Annotated in this window: 18 protein-coding genes; 7 read left to right on the plus strand and 11 right to left on the minus strand. The window is 72.6% G+C overall.

Annotated elements, in window-relative coordinates; genetic code table 11:
* The first annotated feature begins 105 nt into the window (after positions 1-105).
* Entirely contained in the window at positions 106-261 is a 156-nt protein-coding gene (locus tag ACH4TL_RS02995) for a hypothetical protein (protein WP_009715242.1), read from the plus strand.
* Positions 262-358: 97 nt separating this feature from the next.
* On the opposite strand, the gene ACH4TL_RS03000 is transcribed toward ACH4TL_RS02995, so the two are convergent.
* From ACH4TL_RS03000 to ACH4TL_RS03010, 3 genes are all read right to left on the minus strand, one after another.
* Complete coding sequence (locus tag ACH4TL_RS03000) at positions 359-1,234, minus strand: PHP domain-containing protein (RefSeq protein ID WP_398313702.1); 876 nt, start codon at positions 1,232-1,234, stop codon at positions 359-361.
* A 113-nt stretch (positions 1,235-1,347) separates the two neighbouring features.
* A complete protein-coding gene (locus ACH4TL_RS03005) occupies positions 1,348-1,986 on the minus strand; it encodes a DUF6758 family protein (protein ID WP_398313057.1) in 639 nt (212 codons plus the stop codon).
* A 67-nt stretch (positions 1,987-2,053) separates the two neighbouring features.
* Complete coding sequence (locus tag ACH4TL_RS03010) at positions 2,054-2,656, minus strand: suppressor of fused domain protein (protein ID WP_398313055.1); 603 nt, start codon at positions 2,654-2,656, stop codon at positions 2,054-2,056.
* Between the two features lie 453 nt (positions 2,657-3,109).
* Here ACH4TL_RS03010 and ACH4TL_RS03015 point away from each other — a divergent pair, with 453 nt between their 5' ends.
* The gene (locus ACH4TL_RS03015) at positions 3,110-4,210 is read left to right on the plus strand and encodes a magnesium and cobalt transport protein CorA (protein ID WP_398313053.1); all 1,101 of its coding nucleotides are present in this window, start codon (positions 3,110-3,112) and stop codon (positions 4,208-4,210) included.
* A 4-nt stretch (positions 4,211-4,214) separates the two neighbouring features.
* Here ACH4TL_RS03015 and ACH4TL_RS03020 read toward each other — a convergent pair whose 3' ends face one another.
* Entirely contained in the window at positions 4,215-5,168 is a 954-nt protein-coding gene (locus ACH4TL_RS03020) for a DMT family transporter (RefSeq protein WP_398313051.1), read from the minus strand.
* A gap of 96 nt (positions 5,169-5,264) precedes the next feature.
* Here ACH4TL_RS03020 and ACH4TL_RS03025 point away from each other — a divergent pair, with 96 nt between their 5' ends.
* On the plus strand, positions 5,265-5,825 hold the full coding sequence (locus ACH4TL_RS03025) for a hypothetical protein (RefSeq protein WP_398313049.1): 561 nt from the start codon (positions 5,265-5,267) through the stop codon (positions 5,823-5,825).
* Positions 5,826-5,879: 54 nt separating this feature from the next.
* Here ACH4TL_RS03025 and ACH4TL_RS03030 read toward each other — a convergent pair whose 3' ends face one another.
* Entirely contained in the window at positions 5,880-6,626 is a 747-nt protein-coding gene (locus tag ACH4TL_RS03030; RefSeq protein ID WP_398313047.1) for a hypothetical protein, read from the minus strand.
* Between the two features lie 172 nt (positions 6,627-6,798).
* On the opposite strand from ACH4TL_RS03030, the gene ACH4TL_RS03035 reads away from it, so the two are divergent.
* From ACH4TL_RS03035 to ACH4TL_RS03045, 3 genes are read left to right on the plus strand one after another with little or no spacing between them, the layout of a single operon-like run.
* Complete coding sequence (locus ACH4TL_RS03035) at positions 6,799-8,082, plus strand: magnesium transporter MgtE N-terminal domain-containing protein (RefSeq protein WP_398313045.1); 1,284 nt, start codon at positions 6,799-6,801, stop codon at positions 8,080-8,082.
* Positions 8,072-8,593, plus strand: a complete 522-nt coding sequence (locus ACH4TL_RS03040) for a DUF1003 domain-containing protein (RefSeq protein WP_398313043.1) — start codon at positions 8,072-8,074, stop codon at positions 8,591-8,593. Before ACH4TL_RS03035 ends, ACH4TL_RS03040 begins: the two co-directional genes overlap by 11 nt.
* Positions 8,594-8,635: 42 nt before the next feature.
* Positions 8,636-9,790, plus strand: a complete 1,155-nt coding sequence (locus tag ACH4TL_RS03045) for an Mrp/NBP35 family ATP-binding protein (RefSeq protein WP_398313041.1) — start codon at positions 8,636-8,638, stop codon at positions 9,788-9,790.
* Between the two features lie 80 nt (positions 9,791-9,870).
* Here the strand turns inward: ACH4TL_RS03045 and ACH4TL_RS03050 are convergent, their stop codons facing one another.
* The 5 genes from ACH4TL_RS03050 to sigE form a co-directional block, all read right to left on the minus strand.
* Positions 9,871-10,530 carry a hypothetical protein gene (locus ACH4TL_RS03050; RefSeq protein ID WP_398313039.1) on the minus strand — a complete coding sequence of 220 codons (660 nt, stop codon included), beginning with the start codon at positions 10,528-10,530 and terminating at the stop codon, positions 9,871-9,873.
* Positions 10,531-10,648: 118 nt separating this feature from the next.
* Positions 10,649-11,119, minus strand: a complete 471-nt coding sequence (locus tag ACH4TL_RS03055; RefSeq protein ID WP_398313037.1) for a sec-independent translocase — start codon at positions 11,117-11,119, stop codon at positions 10,649-10,651.
* 167 nt (positions 11,120-11,286) lie between these two features.
* The gene (locus ACH4TL_RS03060; protein WP_398313035.1) at positions 11,287-12,990 is read right to left on the minus strand and encodes a trypsin-like peptidase domain-containing protein; all 1,704 of its coding nucleotides are present in this window, start codon (positions 12,988-12,990) and stop codon (positions 11,287-11,289) included.
* Positions 12,991-13,213: 223 nt separating this feature from the next.
* Complete coding sequence (locus tag ACH4TL_RS03065) at positions 13,214-14,146, minus strand: anti-sigma factor family protein (protein WP_398313033.1); 933 nt, start codon at positions 14,144-14,146, stop codon at positions 13,214-13,216.
* Positions 14,143-14,949 (minus strand): RNA polymerase sigma factor SigE, encoded by an 807-nt coding sequence (gene sigE, locus ACH4TL_RS03070; protein ID WP_398313031.1) that lies wholly within the window; start codon positions 14,947-14,949, stop codon positions 14,143-14,145. Before sigE ends, ACH4TL_RS03065 begins: the two co-directional genes overlap by 4 nt.
* 132 nt (positions 14,950-15,081) lie before the next feature.
* Between sigE and ACH4TL_RS03075 the strand changes: the two genes are divergently transcribed.
* Positions 15,082-15,750: an O-methyltransferase gene (locus ACH4TL_RS03075; RefSeq protein ID WP_055548063.1), complete on the plus strand. Its 669-nt coding sequence runs from the start codon at positions 15,082-15,084 to the stop codon at positions 15,748-15,750.
* 126 nt (positions 15,751-15,876) lie between these two features.
* On the opposite strand, the gene ACH4TL_RS03080 is transcribed toward ACH4TL_RS03075, so the two are convergent.
* Positions 15,877-16,044 carry a DUF3117 domain-containing protein gene (locus ACH4TL_RS03080; RefSeq protein ID WP_003966491.1) on the minus strand — a complete coding sequence of 56 codons (168 nt, stop codon included), beginning with the start codon at positions 16,042-16,044 and terminating at the stop codon, positions 15,877-15,879.
* Positions 16,045-16,052 lie beyond the last annotated feature (8 nt).

Genomic DNA, 16,052 nt, shown 5'->3' on the forward strand with positions numbered 1-16,052 from the left:
CAAGGCATGCTGCGTTGAACAGGTTGTGGAACGCGCGGCAGCGAGGCCGCGCGTCTCCTCTACACACAGTTCTCCAGCAGGAGGATCAGACGAAGGGAGAAGCCCTTGCAGCGCTTCGAGATCATGCGTCTTGACGATGTCGACGGCAACGCCGTGGACAGCACCGTCGTGGACGCCGCCTCCGTCAACCGGATCGTGCAGCAGGCCGCCGCGATCGGCCAGCGCATCTACATCCGTCCAGCCGAAACCGCCGCCCGGTAGTAATCCCGGTAGCACCGACGCAGAAGCAGCAGCAGCCACAGCAGGCGCAGACAGAACAGGCGCAGACACGGACGAGTCACCGACGAGAGTGACAGCCTTACCGCAGCCGCCCCCGTACGCCGTCGTACGGGGGCGCTTCGCGTGGGGCCAGCGCCGCCCGGCGCACGATCTCGGCGTAGACCCCGGGATCGGTGGTGTACTCGCCGAGCCGACAGGTCTTACGGCTGCCGTGGTAGTCGCTGGAGCCCGTGGTGAGCAGCCCGTACTCGGCGGCGATCGCGCGCAGCCGGGCCCGGGTGGGCTCGTCGTGGTCCATGTGGTCGACCTCGATGCCGTCGAGTCCGGCCGCGGCCAGCTCCCCGATCGCGCTCTCCGGTACGCACTCGCCGCGCTTGACGGCCAGCGGATGCGCGAAGACGGCGACCCCGCCCGCGCCCTTGACCAGCCGGACCGCGTCGAACGGGTCCAGCTCGTGCTTCTCGACGTACGCCCGGCCGCCGTTCGACAGCCATCCCGAGCCGAACGCGTCCGAGACGGTCTCGACGACGCCCGCCTCGACCATCGCGGTCGCGATGTGCGGCCGTCCGACGGCCCCGTCCCCGGCGATCTCCGCGACCCGCTCCCAGGTCACGGGCACGTCCAGCTCCCGCAGCTTCGCCACGATCGCCTTGGCCCGGGGCACTCGGTCGTCGCGCACCAGCTCGCGCTCGCGCGCCAGCTCGGGCTCGTCCGGATCGAAGAGATACGCCAGCATGTGCAGGCTCACCCCGCCCAGTCGGCAGGACAGCTCGGCGCCGGTGACCAGCGTCAGCCCCTCCGGCAGCGCCCCGGCCGCCTCCTCATGGCCGCCGACCGTGTCGTGATCGGTGAGCGCGACGACGTCCAGCCCGGCCGCGGCGGCGTTGCGCACCAGCTCGGCGGGGGTGTCCGTACCGTCCGACGCGGTGGAGTGGGTGTGCAGGTCGATGCGCACGAACACGGGCTCCCAGCGGTGACAGGGTGAACGGGCGGCCGGGTTCAGAGTAGCCGCAGTGCGGGGCATGCCCGCGTCAGGGGTGATCACCCGATCACCGCCCCCGGATCACCTCAGGACAGCAGCCGCGGCGACAGCGCGCCGCACGGCACCAGGTCCACCTCGGCGCCCGCGTCCCGCAGATCGGTGAGCACCATCTCGTCGTACATCAGCAGCCCGGTCTGCTCGGGCCAGACCACCGCCCACAGCCACAGCCCGCACGCCTCGCCAGCGAACACCGCGCGGTCGTCCGGGGTGCCCTCGACGTGCCACAGCGGGGTGGGCCGTCCGGCGGCCAGCACCTTGACGTGCGGCGGCTTGTCCACCCGCATCCCGGGCCCGGGGTCGGGGCCTGGGATGCCCGCGTACCGCGCGCCGAGCCCCACGCCCAGCTCCTCCGCCACCAGCAGCAGCTCCCCCGGGCCGCCCAGCGGTCCCGGGCCCGAGCAGGCCACGACGGTCGCGCGGCCGCCGCTGCGGTCGTCACCGGCGCACGCGACCCCGGTGAACAGCCACCCGACGGGCAGCGGCCACGGCATCCATACGGGCACCCGGGCGCGGTTGGTGACGACCACGAGTGCTTCCACGCTCGGCGGGACGACCGGCTGGACGGGGTGCACCGTGCCGTGCACACCGCACTGCCAGGTGTCGGCGAAGAGACCGGGCGCACGCACCCGGCCACCGCACTTCGGGCAACTGGGTTCGCCCCTCATAGGGCCCCACGGTCCTCCCCGCCCGCCCCCACGTCAAGGACGATCACCCGTGTGGAGGGGACGAGGGTCAGACCAGCGGCACACCGGAGCGGGCCGGGTCGCGCAGGTCCGTACCGTGCCGCAGCCAGCGGTCCTGGAGTGCACCGGCGCCGTGGACCCGCTTCCACGCCGCCTCGTTCCCGGTCATCGGCAGCAGCGGCAGGAAGCGCACCGGCTCCATCGGCTCGATCAGCTCCAAGTCCTCGACCAGACCGCCCGGTTCGCCGACCAGTACGGAGGTGAAGGGCGCCCCCGGCCACAGCGGGCCGCCCAGGTCCAGGGACGCGCCCGGGGCCACCACCACGCCCTCCACCTGCGGCGAGGCGGCCAGCACGGCGAGCGGGCGCAGCACCTCGTCCAGGACGGTGGAGCCGGGGCCCGGGACGCCGCTGCGCACGGTGAGGACCAGCTCGGCGCGCGGGCCGCGGAGGGGGTCGGCGACGGGGGCGGTGGGGTCGGTCATCGGATGGTCCGACATGCCGAGGGTGGCGTACCGGACGACGTTCCCGTCCGCGCGGAAACGCAGCACCTCGATGCGGTCCGTACCGACGAACGTGACGGCGGCGCGGGCGTCAGGATCGCCCAGCGCGGTGATCAGCCGGGCCTCGACCAGCTCCAGAACGTCTGACATGCGGTGAGCATAGATCGCGTATCGAACGGGCAAAGCGGCGGCTTAACGGTTCTGCCGACTGATAGCCTTGCTGCCTGCCCAGGGAAATACGTCGTCCCCCAAGGGGGACCGGCCGGAGGAGGTGGGGCTGCGGTGGATCCGAGTCGACCGTGCAGTACCGACAGTTCTCCCGTCGTTTCCCCTTGGTATGCGGCTTCATGATCTGAGACCTTCCGTACCCCACCGCCTCGCGGTGAAACACGTGAAGTCCTTCCGCATCAAGGGCATGTGACGGCAGAGCGCCTTCGTAACGCATCTGTTCTGTTCTCCGCGAACTCCGTCAGCGTCATCGCACGGAGCGCCGCCCGCTTTGCGGACGTACGTACGCCTCGATGAGTGCCGTACGTCCACGTTCCGGGCGCCGCGCTGCGCCGCGCGCCCACCGCTGACGGCCGGCCCGTGAAGGAGCCCGTCATGTCGATGATCCGTGACCTGCGCGCAGCCGTCCGCCCCGCCCTGCGCCGGACCCACAGCACCAGCAACTACGACACCACCCGCGACCCGTCGGTCAACAGCGCGATCGTCGACTGCGCCGTCTACCGCGACGGCAAGCGGGTCAGCGACCACGTCAGCCCGGCGCAGGCCATGGAGCGGGTGCGCACCGAGGGCGGGTTCGCCTGGATCGGCCTGCACGAGCCGACCGAGCGCGAGTTCGCTGGCATCGCACAGGAGTTCGGGCTGCACCCGCTGGCCGTCGAGGACGCGGTGCAGGCGCACCAGCGGCCCAAGCTGGAGCGGTACGACGACAGCCTGTTCACCGTCTTCAAGACCATCCACTACGTGGAGCACGCCCAACTCACCTCGACCAGCGAGGTCGTGGAGACCGGTGAGGTGATGTGCTTCACCGGCCACAACTTCATCGTGACCGTGCGGCACGGCGGCCAGGGCTCGCTGCGCGCCCTGCGCCACCGGCTCCAGGAGGACCCCGAGCTGCTGGCCAAGGGCCCCTCTGCGGTCCTGCACGCCATCGCCGACCAGGTCGTGGACGGCTATCTCGCGGTCGCCGACGCCGTCCAGGACGACATCGACGAGGTCGAGATCGAGGTCTTCTCGCAGGCCACCTCCCGGCGCGGCGGCGACGCGGGCCGGATCTACCAGCTCAAGCGGGAGGTGCTGGAGTTCAAGCGGGCCGTCTCGCCGCTGCTGCGGCCGATGCAGCTGCTGAGCGAGCGCCCGATGCGCCTGGTGGACCCGGACATCCAGAAGTACTTCCGGGACGTCGCGGACCATCTGGCCCGGGTCAACGAGCAGGTGCTCGGCTTCGACGACCTGCTGAACTCGATCCTCCAGGCCAACCTGGCACAGGCGACCGTGGCCCAGAACGAGGACATGCGCAAGATCACCTCCTGGGCTGCGATCTGCGCCGTCCCGACGATGATCGCCGGGATCTACGGCATGAACTTCGACTACATGCCGGAGCTGCACTGGAGGTTCGGCTACCCGATGGTGCTGGCCGTCACGGTGGGGATCTGCGTCACGATCCACCGTGGGTTCAAGCGGAACGGCTGGCTGTAGGGCTCTACGGCTCCGGAGTGGGTTCCGGGCGCTTGCGGTCCGCCAGCACGACGAGCGCCAGCCCGCCGAGGATCACCGCGAGCGCCGGGTAGGCGGCCACCGGCGGGCGCTGGCCCAGCCACACCGCCGCGATCAGGGCCGCACCCGGCGTCTCCAGCAGGATCGCCGTCGACGTCACGGACGGGCCCAGGCCCTTCACCACCCGGTTGATCAGCGTGTGCCCCAGCAGTTGCGCGGTGACCATCAGCAGCACCAGGCGCAGCCAGGTGTCCCCGCTGTAGCCGTGCAGCCGCGCGCCCGCGACCAGGCAGGTCAGCAGCAGGCACAGGCTGGTCGTGGAGTAGCAGACGTACGTGTACGCGGTCGTGCTCAGCCCCCGGCGCACCTCCGCCCCCAGCACCACGTACCCGGCCCCCGCCATGCCGCCCACCAGGGCGAGCGCGTCGCCCGCGAGCGCCCGCGGGGAGGCGGACAGGTCGACCCCGGTGAGGATCACCACACCGAGGAACGCCAGCACCGTGCCGAGGAGCGCCGCCCGGGGCGGGCGGTGGCCGCGCAGCCGCAGCAGCAGCGCGGTCCAGATCGGCGTCGTGGTCACCAGCGCGGTGGAGGAGGCCACGGAGGTCATGTGCAGGCTCGGCAGCCAGGTTCCGAAGTGCACCGCGAGCAGCACCCCCGCGGCGGCCGAGAGCGCCGTCGCCCGGCGCCCCATCCCGCGCAGCTCGCCCCGGTGCCGCCACGCGGCGAGCGGGGTGAGCACCCCGACCGCCATGGCGTTGCGCCAGAACGCGACGGCGAGGGCGGGGGCCGCGGTCGCGGCGGCCAGCGGGGCGGACAGCGACACCCCGGCGACGGCGACGGCGAGCAGGGTGACGTCCAGGGCCGGGTGCGGTGCGGTCGTGAGGGCGGTGGTGGGGGTGGCGGTGCGGGCCGAGCGGGTGGAGCGTGTGGTGGGCACGGGCTCAGCGTAAGGTCCGTACGGCGCCTGTGGAACTGTCCTTTCGGTGGGTGGGACGGGCGGAGGGGATCCGCCGCGCTGTCCTAGGCTGTTCGCATGACGCAGACGCCGACGCCTACGACGCCTACGGACGCCATGGATCCGCTCGACCGTGCCCTGGTCGAGGAGGCGGCCAAGAAGTCCGCCCTGGTCTGGGTCCAGGGCGCCGAGGGACCCGCCCGCGCGCTGTGGCACATCTGGCACGAGGGTGCCGTCTGCCTCGTCGGCGACGGCCCCGACGAACAGCCGCTGACCGGGCTCGGGCTCGTGGACGGCGGCACCGCGACGGTGACCGTGCGCAGCAAGGACAAGGGCGGACGGCTGGTCGGCTGGCCCGCGCGCGTGGTCGAACTCGCCCCGGGCGGCGAGGCGTGGACGGCCGCCGTCGGCGAGCTGAAGGGCAAGCGGCTGAACGCCGCGGACGCGGATTCCATCACGGAGCGGTGGGCCCGGGAGTGCCGGGTGCTGCGGCTGGAGCCGGTCTTCGACGCGGGGTTGGTGGCGGCGGGGGCCGGGTCGCTGGCGGCGGTGCCGTTGCCGTCTGCCGCCGTGACGCGGCGGCCGATCCCGGCGGGATTGCCGAAGCTGCTGGTGCGCGGCAAGCGGGCGCGGCGCTGAGCGCCGCGGCTCCGCCGCGTGGTGGGGGGCTCCGCCCCCACACCCCCGCCGGGACTACGTTCCCGTCGGGATCTGCTGGCCGTAGTCGACGATGTGGTCCTTCGTCGGGGCGGCCAGTTTGAAGTCCTGGTTCCAGTTCTCCAGGCGGATCACGCCCGCGCCCCCGGCGCGCTGGAGGCGCAGCGGGTAGGGGCGGCCCTCCAGGGAGACGTCGAGGGAGCCGCCGTTGCCCTGGCCGCCGCGGATGCGGATCGTGCGGGTGCCGCCGATCTCGCCGCGGTCACCCGTGGTGACCGTGCCGTGGAGGCCGAGCAGGCCGTCGAGCATGACGCTCTTGTCGGTGAAGCCGCTGAGGCGCTTGTAGGAGGGGTCTCCCGACGGCACCTTCACGTACTTGTCTTCGAGCTTGCCCGCGGCGGCCGCGTCGCCGTCGTGTCCGCCGCTGGCGCCCTGGTGTGCCCAGAAGCCCGCGTCCGCCTTGAGGTACAGCTCCTCGCCGACCCGCAGCAGTTCGTACCGGGTGCCCTTGGTGGAGACGACGCCGGTGCCGCCGTCGCCCTTCAGCTTCAGGTCGACCTTGTAGGTGCGGCCCTTGGAGACGAGGCTGCCGGACAGATGGACCGCGTCCGCGGTACCGGCCGCCGTCCGGGCCTTGCTCTCGATCTTGCTGGCGGGGAGCTTGCCCACGCCGTTGGTTCCCGCGTCGGGGTCCGTCTCCCCTTCGCCGCCGCCGCATGCGGTGAGCGTCGCGGCCAAGCCCGCGCACATCACCGCGACGAGAGCCGTGTTCCGGATGCGCACGTCCGCTCTGCCTCCTGATGCCGGTCCGGTGCAGTACGGCAGCGTACCGGTGCCGTGGGGAGGCGTGCGCGGGGTGCCGGAGACCGTTCGTCCGGCGGCAGGGCAGAACGGGGCAGGCTAGCCTGAACCCGGTGATGACGGACGAAAGCGGAGCGAGAAGGAGGCGCATGACATGCCCGCTGGCGCCTCACGGATCTATGTCTCGCATCTGGCCGGCGTCGCCGTCTTCGACCCGAACGGCGACCAGGTCGGGCGGGTCCGCGACCTGGTGGCGATGCTGCGGCTGGCGGGGCGGCCGCCGCGGGTGCTCGGGCTGGTCGTCGAAGTGGTCACGCGCCGCCGCATCTTCCTGCCCATGACGCGGGTGACCAGCGTGGAGTCGGGCCAGGTCATCACCACAGGCGTGGTCAACATGCGGCGCTTCGAGCAGCGCCCCACCGAGACGCTGGTGCTGGGCGAACTGCTGGACCGCACGGTGCGCATGGTGGAGTCCGACGAGCAGGTCACGGTGCTGGACGTGGCGATGGCCCAGCTGCCCGCGCGCCGCGAATGGGAGATCGACAAGGTCTTCGTACGCCGCGGCAAGAGCGGTGCGCTGCGCCGCCGCGGCGAGACGCTGACCGTGGACTGGTCGGCCGTCACCGGATTCTCGCTGGAGGAGCACGGGCAGGGCGCGGAGAACCTGCTGGCCACCTTCGAGCAGCTGCGCCCCGCCGACCTGGCCAACGTGCTGCACCACCTGTCCGCCAAGCGGCGCGGCGAGGTCGCGGCGGCGCTGGACGACGAACGGCTCGCGGACGTCCTGGAGGAGCTGCCCGACGACGACCAGGTGGAGATCCTCGGCAAGCTCGAGGAGGAGCGCGCGGCCGACGTGCTGGAGGCGATGGACCCGGACGACGCGGCCGACCTGCTGTCGGAGCTGCCCGAGCGGGACAAGGAGCGGCTGCTGGACCTGATGCGGCCCAGGGACGCGGCCGACATGCGGCGGCTGATGTCGTACGAGGAGGGCTCGGCGGGCGGGCTGATGACGACCGAGCCGATCGTGCTGCGGCCGGACGCCACGGTCGCGGAGGCGCTCGCACGGGTGCGCATCCAGGACCTCACCCCGGCGCTCGCCGCGCAGGTGTACGTGTGCCGCCCGCCCGACGAGACGCCCACCGGGCGTTATCTGGGCACCATCCACTTCCAACGGCTGCTGCGCGACCCGCCGTTCACCCTCGTCGGCGCGGCCGTGGACACCGATCTGCGGCCGCTACCGCCGGACACCCCGCTCTCCGTGGTCGCCGCCCATCTGGCGACGTACAACCTGGTGGCGGCGCCGGTCATGGACGAGGGCGGGTCGCTGCTGGGCGTGGTGACCGTGGACGACGTCCTCGACCATCTGCTGCCGCCCGGCTGGCGGGAGCGCGAGCTGCACGGCGGGGTGCCGATGCCGGAGGCGGGCGATGGACGGTGAGGGAGGCCGGGACGCCGGCCGTCTCGACCGGCCCAGGGAGCGCCGCCGCAGTCCGCTGCCGCGCTGGGACCCGGAGGCGTTCGGCCGGGCGTCGGAGCTGATCGCCCGCTTCCTGGGCACCGGCCGCTTCATCGCCTGGATGACGGTCTTCGTCGTCGCCTGGCTGGCCTGGAACACCCTGGGCCCGCGCCCGCTGCGGTTCGACCCGTTCCCGTTCATCTTCCTGACGCTGATGCTGTCGCTCCAGGCGTCGTACTCGGCCCCGCTGATCCTGCTCGCCCAGTACCGGCAGGCCGACCGCGACCGCGTCAACCTCGAACAGGACCGGGCGCGGGACGAGCGGTCCATCGCCGACACCGAGTTCCTGACCCGGGAGATCGCGTCGCTGCGCGCCGGGCTCGGCGAGGTCGCGACGCGGGACTGGATCCGCTCCGAGTTCGAGGCGCTGGTACGGGAGCTGGACGCCCGGCAGCCGCCGCCCGCGCCGTCGCGTGAGGAACGCGACCGCTGACGGGCTTACCGACGCGTACCCCCGGCGCCGTACCATCTCCATATGGCTACCGACACTGTCCCGGCACCGAGCGAAGACGCGGTGCGCACCGCGCTCGCCACGGTCAACGACCCGGAGATCCACAAGCCGATCACCGACCTCGGCATGGTCAAATCCGTCGAGATCGCGTCGGACGGCACGGTCGCGGTGGTGGTGTACCTCACGGTCTCCGGCTGTCCCATGCGGGAGACGATCACCAACCGGGTACGGGACGCAGTCGCCCAGGTCGAAGGCGTGACCGGGGTCACCGTCGAGCTGGACGTGATGAGCGACGAGCAGCGGCGCGAGCTGGCCGCCTCGCTGCGCGGCGGCCAGGCCGAGCGCGAGGTGCCCTTCGCCCAGCCCGGCTCGCTGACCCGGGTGTACGCGGTGGCCTCCGGCAAGGGCGGCGTCGGCAAGTCCTCGGTGACGGTCAACCTGGCCGCCGCGATGGCCGACGACGGGCTCAAGGTCGGCGTCGTGGACGCCGACATCTACGGCCACTCGGTGCCGCGCATGCTGGGCGCCGACGGGCGGCCGACCCAGGTCGAGGACATGATCATGCCGCCGTCGGCGCACGGCGTGAAGGTGATCTCGATCGGGATGTTCACCCCGGGCAACGCCCCGGTGGTGTGGCGCGGACCGATGCTGCACCGCGCCCTCCAGCAGTTCCTGGCCGACGTCTACTGGGGCGACCTCGACGTCCTGCTGCTGGACCTGCCGCCGGGCACCGGCGACATCGCGATCTCCGTCGCCCAGCTGGTGCCGGGCGCCGAGATCCTGGTGGTGACGACGCCGCAGCAGGCCGCCGCCGAGGTGGCCGAGCGGGCGGGCTCGATCGCCGTCCAGACCCATCAGAAGATCGTCGGCGTGGTGGAGAACATGTCCGGGCTGCCCTGCCCGCACTGCGACGAGATGGTCGACGTCTTCGGCACCGGCGGCGGGCAGACGGTCGCCGAAGGGCTGTCCCGGACCACCGGGACGACGGTGCCGGTGCTGGGCGCCATCCCGATCGACGTACGGCTGCGCGAGGGCGGTGACGACGGCAAGCCGGTCGTGCTGTCCGACCCCGACTCCCCCGCGGGCAGCGCCCTGCGGGCGATCGCGGGCAAGATCGGCGGACGGCAGCGGGGCCTCGCCGGCATGTCGCTGGGCGTCACGCCGCGCAACAAGTTCTGAGCGTTTACCGGGCGCGTACGGCAGACGCACACGGCAAGGGCGGCCTCCTCGCGGGGCCGCCCTTGCCGTAGGTGCGCGTCCTACGCGTCGTAGCCGGTGATGTCCTTGATCACCGAGAAGCCGAGCCCATAGGCGCTCATCCCGCGCCCGTACGCCCCGATGTGCACGCTCTCGCCCGCCGACCCGGCCAGCACCCAGCCGTACTCCGACTCGCGGTAGTGGAAGTCGGTCGGCACGCCGTCCACCGGCAGCGACATCTGCGACCACTCGTCGCCGTCCAGGGCGTCCGCCAGCTCCCAGGCGATCGCGGTCTGCTGGTCCAGCCAGTCCTGGCGCAGCCCCCGCTCCATGCGGGTGGGCCAGGTGCATGACAGCAGGCCCGCGCCCGCCAGCCAGGCGGCCGAGGAGACCGTGGTGGCCTCCAGCTTTCCGGTGCCGTCCGCGCTGTCCCGTACGGGGCGGCCGCCGACCGTCACCACCACCGTGAAGCGCTGCTGGTCCATGGCGGTCTCGACGCGCAGCGACGGCTCCTCGCCGTGCCCGGTCGAGCCGTACTCGACCCGGCCGTCGGCGGCCGCACCCACTTCCATGAGCCAGCGCGGCCCGGTGAACGCCTCATCAAGGCCGTACCAGGGGAAGGCGGCCATCAGGTAGCCGTCGACGCTCCGCCGAGCCTCGGCGGGCATGCCCTGCGCCGTACCCGTCACCCCTTGCACCCCTAGCCGACTCGTCGTGCCCATGTGCGCGGAGCCTCCTCGTTGCCCTTCGTCGTGGGCGGCCCGCCCCCCTTCGGGCGACCTCACCCCGGACAAAGGGAGGATAGCCATACGGGTCAACCAGCCCGGGCATACGGGGGGATCAAGTGGCGTCGGAGTCGAAAGGCGGACGGTCCTCACGAGGCTGGTCATCACGCTTGCGCAGCAGGTCAGGGGTGCCGGAATCGCCCTTGGACAGGGACGGCGGAGTGGCGCCGGAGCCCCCTGAAGAGCCGTGTGCGACGTCACTCTCCCGGCCGTTCACGGAGTCGGCGACCTCGGCCATCTCCTTGCGGAGGTCGAACCCGTTCTGGATCTCCTTGAGACCCAGCTCATCGTTGTCGAGCACATGCTTGCGCACGAATGTCTTGGGGTTCAGGTCCTCGAATTCGAAGTCCTTGAACTCGGGCCCCAGCTCGGAGCGGATGTCCTCCTTGGCGCTGTCGGAGAACTCCCGGATCTTGCGGATGAACTGCGACACGTCCCGGATGACCTTCGGAAGCTTGTCCGGGCCGAAGATGAGCACCGCAAGGACAACGAGCGCGACAAGCTCGAGAGGTCCTATGTCCAACACCTTGCAGCTCCTCGAAGACGTCCAAAACCCTGAGTGGGCCACTCAACACCGTACCTGTCGGCGGGTGCGCCGCGGGAGACGGCCGGGCCAACATCGGGCGCCTCCGGGGGGCCTCCCAGCCGTCCCGCCGTCGTCCAGCCCTCGTCCAGCCGCCCTCCAGTCGCCGTCTAGCCCTCGCTGCTCGCCGAGCCCAGCGTCAGCGCCACGCCGCGCTCCTCGCCGTCCCGCTTGAGGGTCAGCTTCAGCCGGTCGCCGGGGCGATGGCTGCGGATCTTGACGATCAGCTCCTGGCCGCTGTGCACCCGGACGCCGTCCACCTCGGTGATCACGTCACCGGCCTCGATCCCCGCCTTGTCGCCGGGGCCGCCCGGGGTGACCGGCGGGCCGTCGGCGCCCTTGCTGTTCACCCGGGCGCCGTCGCCCGTGTACTCCATGTTGAGCGTGACGCCGATCACGGGGTGGGTGGCCTTGCCCGTATTGATCAGCTCCTCGGCGACCCGCTTGCCCTGGTTGATCGGGATCGCGAAGCCCAGACCGATGGAGCCGCCCTGGCCGCCCAGCTCGGCGCCGTCGTCGGCGGCCCTGATCGCGCTGTTGATCCCGATGACCCGCGCCTTGTTGTCGACCAGCGGGCCGCCGGAGTTGCCCGGGTTGATCGGGGCGTCGGTCTGGAGCGCGTCGACGTACGAGATGTCGCTGCCGTCCTCCTTCTCGCCGCCCGCGGTGATCGGGCGCTCCTTGGCGCTGATGATCCCGGAGGTGACCGTGCCCGCCAGGTCGAACGGGGCGCCGATCGCCACCACCGGGTCGCCGACCCGGACGGAGTCGGAGTTGCCGAGCGGCAGCGGGCTCAGCCCGGAGACGCCCTTGACCCGGATGACCGCCAGGTCGTACCCGGAGTCCCGGCCGACCAGCTCGGCGCGGGCGGTCTGGCCGCCGTTGAAGGTCACCGATATGTCGCCGTCGGAGCCCGCGGGCGCCACCACGTGGTTGTTGGTGAGGATGTGGCCCTGCTTGTCGAGGACGAACCCGGTGCCGGTGCCCTCCTCGGAGCTGCCGCTGACATGGATGGTCACCACGCCCGGCAGCGCGCTGGAGGCGATGCCCGCGACGCTGCCCGGGGACCGGGTGCCCTTCTCCAGCGGGGCCTGGGGAAGCTTCACGTCGACGCCCCCTGAGGCCCGGTCCCGCTCGACGTACGCGCCGATCCCGCCGCCCAGGCACCCCGCGATCAGCGCGATCAGCAGGACGGCGACGAACGCGCGGCGGCGGGAGACCACCTTGCGCTCGGCGGGCTGCGGGGGCACGGTCCACGGGTCGTAGCCCTGCCACTGGGCCGGGACCGGGGTGCCCTCGGCGGGGAGTGGCAGCTCGGGGTGCGGAACGGGCGGCGCCCCGTGGCCGCCGGGCGGCAGCGGGGTGCCGTGCGCCGGGGTCATCAGGCCGGGCTGGGGAGCCGCGGGCGGTGGAGCCCCCTGCTGCGGGGCGGAGTGCGGGGCGGGCTGTGGGACGGCGCCGGGCGGGAGGTGGGTGCCGTGCGCCGGGGTCGCGCCCGGGTGCTGGACGGGCGGGGCCGGGGCCCAGGGCCCGGGGCCGCCGTAGGGCGGGGTGCTGTACGGATCGGGGTCGTGCAGCGGCCGCGTGGCGCCCCCACGGGCCCGGTCCACCGCCTCGGGGCCCTCCCCGGCGGCGGACGGCCGCTCGGGCTCGGGCCAGGACGGCTCCGCCCGCTCGGCCGACGGCTGCGCCGCCGTCTCCGCCGATGGCTCAGCGCCGGTCTCCGCCGCCTCGTCCGGCTGCCGGTCGCCGGGCCGTGCGACCGGACGGCTCCACCACTTCGGCTTGGGCCCGGGGGCCTTCCGCTCGTCCATGATCTCCCCAAGTTCCCGCAAGCGGACGCCAACCGCGCCGCCCGGGTCGTACGTCACCGCGACTCTTCGGCTCGCCCGCGGCCGCCATCGGGGATGCCCCCGACAGGGCAGGGCTGCCCGAAAGCGATTCAATCAGTCCGTCCGGGCCCGCGTGCGCGGAACGAGGGGAACGACCGGACGTGTGAGCGATATTGCGCGGAATCCCCGGTTTGACGGCACCCGGCTAGGGAGGGGGTGCGCTGAAGCCGAGGTAGGGAGTGCTCGACGCGGGCTGGGTCGGGCCCTCCAGCTGGGTCGGCGCGGGCGCCGCCGGGGTGGAGGTCGGGGCCCGCAGCAGGTCCGTGACCGACAGGACCGGCTGTATCAGCGGGTTCACGGCGGCGCCTGAGGGGCTCAGCGCCGGGTGGCTCGGGGTCGTGCTCGGGGAGAGCAGCCCCGGGGAGAGCAGCCCCGGGGAGGGCAGCCCGGCGGGCCGCGTCTCCGCGGTGGCCAGCAGCCCCACGTCGCGGCCGGTCCGCTCGCGGGCGCCGGTGCCGACCGGGTCGACGTCGACCGGGGTGACCGTGGTGTCCGGGCCGTCGGTCCGGGGACCGGGGTCGACCGCCGCCTCCAGCGGCAGGGCGGCGCCGAGCGCGAAGGCGGCCAGGGACACCGCGCCCGCGGCCGCGAAGGCGAAGCGGCGGCGGGGCGCGGGGCGCTCGACCTCATGGATGCGGAAGCCGCGCTCCCGGTGCGCGGAGACGGCGGCGACCGGGTCCACAGGTGCCACCGCGGGCAGATACGCGAACGTCTGCTCCCGTCTGCGCTCCGACGCGCGCACCTCCCGCGCGTCCTCCCGTACGCCGCGGGCGCCGCCGAGGATGCCCGGGTCCGCGAAGGGGGAACCGCTGCCCGGACCGCCCGGGCCTTCGTCGCCGATGGCCGGGAGCCCCTGGAGACGGGCCAGGAAGCCCTCGGACGGCGCCGGGGGCGCCGTCTCGGCGAATACGCTCTTCAGCCGCCGCTGCGCGTCGGCCTCCGCCTTGCACTTACAGCACGTCGCCAGGTGTGCGAGGACGCGCTCACGCGCGTCATGCCCGAGTTCACCGTCGACCAGAGCCGCAAGGCGGTCGCCGAGATGCTGCTCGGCGGGGGACGGACCGCCTGATCGGGTCACGCGATCCCGACCTCCCCACTCAGCCGGGGCCCGGAGACCCGCGGCACCACCGCGGCGACCTCGCGCTGCTGCTCGGCGCGCGACCCCGCCGGGGCCCGGTGCTGGAGCGCCTTGCGCAGATGGGAGCGGCCACGGTGGATCCGGCTGCGCACGGTGCCCAGCTTGACGCCGAGCGTCGCGGCGATCTCCTCGTACGACAGCCCCTCGATGTCACAGAGCACGACGGCCGCGCGGAACTCCGGCGCGAGGGTGTCGAGCGCCTGCTGCACGTCGGCGTCGAAGTGGGTGTCGTTGAAGTGCTGCTGGGGGGAGGGCTCACGGCTGGGGAGCCGCTCGGCCGCGTCCTCGGCGAGGGCGTCGAAGCGGATGCGCTGACGACGGCGGACCATGTCGAGGAAGAGATTGGTGGTGATGCGGTGCAGCCAGCCCTCGAACGTGCCCGGGGTGTACGTCGACAGCGAGCGGAAGACGCGGACGAACACCTCCTGGGTGAGGTCCTCGGCGTCGTGCTGGTTACCGGTGAGCCGGTACGCGAGGCGGTAGACCCGTGCACTGTGCGTGCTGACGATCTCCTCCCAGGTGGGAGGCGTCCACGCCGGGGTATCCCCCTCCGCACCGAACGACGCGGTAGTGGCAAAGGTCGCGGTGGTGGAAGAGTCGGCGGAACGGGAACGGTCAGCGGTGTCGGTCACGGATTTCGGCTCGCCCGCTGACCTGCGAAAGCGCCTCAGCACTCTCCGGTCACCGGCCGCAGCCGCACCTCCCCTGTCGGCTCTGGTGGTGTCCAGTAGAGCCCCTACCATATCCACCTCGCCCGTTAGCTCCGGATAAGTATTTTTGACCTGCATTTGGTCGTGATCCATACGGTCCCCCCTACCCCTCTACAACGCCTGGTCCCATCTGCGGGTTCCCGTGCGCAGCGGATACAGTCACCGTTGCGCCAACTACGGGGACAGGAGAGGGTCATTACCGGCAACCGGCAGACGAGCTGGGCTTTCGCCGACGCGTTCGTCGCCGAGGACGAAGCCCTTCACTGGGCCCGTGACCGGGCCCGGGAGGCAGGGCTGCGCTCGGTGTCCGCGGGCACCGGCGCCGCGCTGCGCCTGCTCGCCGCCGCCGCGGATGCCAAGGCCGTCGCCGAGATCGGCACCGGGACCGGCGTCTCCGGAATCCATCTGCTGCACGGCATGCGCCCCGACGGCGTGCTGACCACCGTCGACACCGAACCCGAGATGCAGCAGTTCGCCCGGCAGGCGTTCCGGGCCGCCGGCTTCGCCGGGAACCGCGCCCGCTTCATCCCCGGCCGCGCCCTGGACGTCCTCCCCCGGCTCGCCGACGGCGGCTACGACCTGGTCTTCTGCGACGGTGACCGGCTGGAGTGCCTGGACTACCTGGAGGAGGCGCTGCGGCTGCTGCGGCCGGGCGGTCTGGTCTGCTTCGAGGGGGTCTTCGCCAACGGGCGGACCGTGGACTCCGCCGCCCAGCCCGCCGAGGTGCTGCGGCTGCGTGAGCTGCTGCGCACCGTGCGCGAGTCCACCGTGCTCCAGTCCTCGCTGCTCCCGGTCGGGGACGGCCTGCTGTGCGCGGTCAACCGCGGCGGCTGAGACCCGCCGGCTGAGACCCGCGGGCCGGGACAGCGCCTCACGAACCCCGTACACAGCCCCGCCCCGGCGTCCGGTACCTCGTACCGGACGCCGGGGCGGGACTCGGGTGATGGTGGGGCCGGTGGCTCAGCCGACAACCTTCTTCAGTGCATCGCCGAGCGCGTCGGCCTCGTCGGGTGTCAACTCGACGACGAGCCGACCGCCGCCTTCGAGCGGAACGCGCATGACGATGCCCCGCCCCTCCTTGGTCACCTCGAGCGGGCCGTCGCCCGTCCGCGGCTTCATGGCCGCCATGCTCGTTC

Source organism: Streptomyces sp. NPDC021115 (assembly GCF_044333065.1).
Taxonomy (GTDB): domain Bacteria; phylum Actinomycetota; class Actinomycetes; order Streptomycetales; family Streptomycetaceae; genus Streptomyces.

Bases quoted from the DNA above. Each gene is read 5' to 3' on its own strand.
- ACH4TL_RS03025 (WP_398313049.1), top strand. From the start codon at position 5,265: ATGACGCAGACGCCGACGCCTACGACGCCTACGGACGCCATGGATCCG.
- ACH4TL_RS03050 (WP_398313039.1), bottom strand. From the start codon at position 10,530: ATGGGCACGACGAGTCGGCTAGGGGTGCAAGGGGTGACGGGTACGGCG.
- ACH4TL_RS03040 (WP_398313043.1), top strand. From the start codon at position 8,072: ATGGACGGTGAGGGAGGCCGGGACGCCGGCCGTCTCGACCGGCCCAGG.
- ACH4TL_RS03045 (WP_398313041.1), top strand. From the start codon at position 8,636: ATGGCTACCGACACTGTCCCGGCACCGAGCGAAGACGCGGTGCGCACC.
- sigE (WP_398313031.1), bottom strand. From the start codon at position 14,949: ATGGTAGGGGCTCTACTGGACACCACCAGAGCCGACAGGGGAGGTGCG.
- ACH4TL_RS03010 (WP_398313055.1), bottom strand. From the start codon at position 2,656: ATGTCAGACGTTCTGGAGCTGGTCGAGGCCCGGCTGATCACCGCGCTG.
- ACH4TL_RS03060 (WP_398313035.1), bottom strand. From the start codon at position 12,990: ATGGACGAGCGGAAGGCCCCCGGGCCCAAGCCGAAGTGGTGGAGCCGT.
- ACH4TL_RS03035 (WP_398313045.1), top strand. From the start codon at position 6,799: ATGCCCGCTGGCGCCTCACGGATCTATGTCTCGCATCTGGCCGGCGTC.
- ACH4TL_RS03005 (WP_398313057.1), bottom strand. From the start codon at position 1,986: ATGAGGGGCGAACCCAGTTGCCCGAAGTGCGGTGGCCGGGTGCGTGCG.
- ACH4TL_RS03015 (WP_398313053.1), top strand. From the start codon at position 3,110: ATGTCGATGATCCGTGACCTGCGCGCAGCCGTCCGCCCCGCCCTGCGC.
- ACH4TL_RS03080 (WP_003966491.1), bottom strand. From the start codon at position 16,044: ATGGCGGCCATGAAGCCGCGGACGGGCGACGGCCCGCTCGAGGTGACC.